The sequence below is a fragment of the Brevibacterium picturae genome, from assembly GCF_030453725.1.
In the GTDB taxonomy this organism is placed as follows: Bacteria; Actinomycetota; Actinomycetes; order Actinomycetales; family Brevibacteriaceae; genus Brevibacterium; species Brevibacterium sandarakinum_A.
In genome coordinates, this window is the sequence record NZ_JAKDJU010000292.1 from 1 (window position 1) to 2,477 (window position 2,477).

Consider the following 2,477-nt stretch of genomic DNA (forward strand, 5'->3'; position numbering starts at 1 on the left):
CCGCACGGGGTCTCGGGGTGCAGGTGCTCAAGAACTGCGAGGTCACCGGGTTCGAAGACAGCGGCGGTGACGGTTCGGTGGGCAGCGACGGTTCGAACAGCGGTCGCAGGGTCACCGCGGTGACGACGAGCAAGGGCAGGATCGAGTGTGCGCAGGTCGTCTGTGCCGCCGGTGCCTGGTCTGGGCTCATCGGCGAGACAGCCGGGGTCGATCTGCCGGTCAGGCCCCTGCGCCGGGAGATCATGGTCAGCGAACCCGTGGATGAGGCGGCGCTGGGCATCGACCTGTCGCGGATGCCCTTCACCATCGACTTCTCCACGAGCTTCTACGTCCACCCGGAGGGCCAGGGCCTGCTCTTCGGATGCCCTGACGAGGCCGATGTGTGGGACTTCGATGACAAACGGAATCCGGACTGGCTGCCCACTCTGGCCGAACTCATCGAATCGCGCGCTCCGGGCCTGGGCGATGTCGAGCCCAAGAGCGGCTGGGCGGGGCTCTACGAGATGACTCCCGATCACAATGCACTCATCGGCGAGGCCGAGGAGCTCTCCGGCTTCTTCTATGCGTGCGGCTTCTCCGGCCATGGGTTCCTGATGGGCCCGGCCGTCGGAGAGGTCATCGCCGATCTCATGACCGGCTATCAGCCCTTCGTCGACGTCTCCGGTTTGGACAAGCGGCGCTTCGCCACCTCGGGACTGCGCAAGGAGCTCAACATCGTCTGACGCACCGCGCGCACGCTCCGACCATCAGACCCGCTTCAGCATAGACATCAGCCAGCAGAGACATCCACGAAAGGACAGCAATGACCGCACTGCCCACCGACCAGGACATCACCGACCTCCTCACCTCAGGGCTCAAAGCCTGCGGGGTCGAGGCCTCCGTGCTCAATGCCGGGCCCGGCGCGCCGGCGAGCCTGCCTGCCCGCTCCCCCATCACCGGCCAGAGCCTGGGCACACTGGCCGCGGACACCAGAGATTCAGCGGCAGAGAAGATTTCCTCAGCCGCCGAGGCGTTCGCGAGCTGGCGCGACGTTCCCGCACCCGTGCGCGGTCAGCTGGTGCAGCGCTGGGGACAGCTGCTGGGCGAGCACAAGGAGGACCTGGCGAAGATCATCACTGTCGAGGCGGGCAAGACTCCGTCCGAGGCCGCCGGTGAGGTGCAGGAGATGATCGATGTCTGCGAGTTCGCCCTCGGCCAGTCCCGTCAGCTGTGGGGCAAGACGATGCCCAGTGAACGTCCCGGTCACAAGCTCATGGAGACCTGGCATCCGCTCGGAGTCGTCGGTGTCATCTCCGCCTTCAACTTCCCCGTCGCCGTGTACTCCTGGAACACCGCCCTGGCGCTGGTCGCCGGTGACGCCGTGGTGTGGAAGCCCTCGGAAAACGCCGTCCTCGCAGCCCTTGGCGCCCAATCCCTGCTGGCCCGCGCCGCCGCCGAGGTGGGCGCACCGGAGGGACTCGCCCCTGTCCTCGTCGGCGGTCGGGACATCGGCGATGCCATGGTCCGCGATGAGCGCGTGGCCCTCGTCTCGGCCACTGGGTCGGTGCGCATGGGCCGTGAGGTCGGACCCGTCGTGGCCGAGCGCTTCGGGCGGGTCCTGTTGGAGCTCGGCGGCAACAATGGTGCGATCGTGGCCCCGAGCGCGGACATCGACCTGGCACTGCGCGGCGTCGTCTTCGCCGCAGCAGGCACGGCCGGACAGCGGTGCACCACGCTGCGTCGCCTCATCGTCCACGAGTCCATCGCCGATGACTTCGTGGACAAGATCGTCGCCGCCTATCAGACCTTGAGTATCGGTTCCCCCACCGAGGACGGCGTACTGGTGGGACCGCTCATCAATGAGGGGTCGTACGACGCGATGCAGGCGGCCCTGAAACAGGCCGAGTCGGAAGGCGGCACCGTTCTCTGCGGAGGCGGACGGGTCCTCGACGAAGACCGGCCCGATGCTCACTACGTCGAGCCTGCGGTCGTGCGGATGCCCGCGCAGACCTCGGTGATGGAGTCGGAGACCTTCGCCCCGATCCTCTACGTCGTGACCTACAACGATCTGGATGAGGCGCTCGAGATCCACAACGGGGTGCCGCAGGGACTGTCATCGGCGATCTTCACTTCGGAGCTGGCAGATTCGGAGAAGTTCCTGTCCCGCTCGGACTGCGGCATCGCCAATGTCAACATCGGCACCTCGGGGGCGGAGATCGGCGGCGCCTTCGGCGGTGAGAAGGAGACCGGCGGCGGCCGCGAATCCGGCACCGACTCGTGGAAGGCCTATATGCGGCAGGCCACGAACACGGTCAACTATTCGGGTGAGCTTCCGCTGGCCCAGGGGGTGGAGTTCCTCTGAGAGGCGCGAGTCAGCGAGGCTGGCCTGGTTCCTGAGAATCCGGGCGTCGGCTTTCGGCCGGCGCCCGCTTTCTTCTGTGTTTGAGATTCGCTCCGAGATGTCTGCTTGGTCACGGAAACACAACGCGACCGCGACG

At 66.7% G+C, this 2,477-nt stretch carries 2 protein-coding genes; both read left to right on the forward strand.

The window, feature by feature from the left end; all coding sequences use genetic code 11:
• A partial coding sequence (locus tag L0G76_RS15715; protein ID WP_304358070.1) for an NAD(P)/FAD-dependent oxidoreductase occupies positions 1–722 on the forward strand: 722 nt, incomplete at its 5' end.
• Between the two features lie 80 nt (positions 723–802).
• Positions 803–2,341, forward strand: a complete 1,539-nt coding sequence (gene amaB / locus L0G76_RS15720) for an L-piperidine-6-carboxylate dehydrogenase (protein WP_304358071.1) — start codon at positions 803–805, stop codon at positions 2,339–2,341.
• Positions 2,342–2,477: the final 136 nt, after the last annotated feature.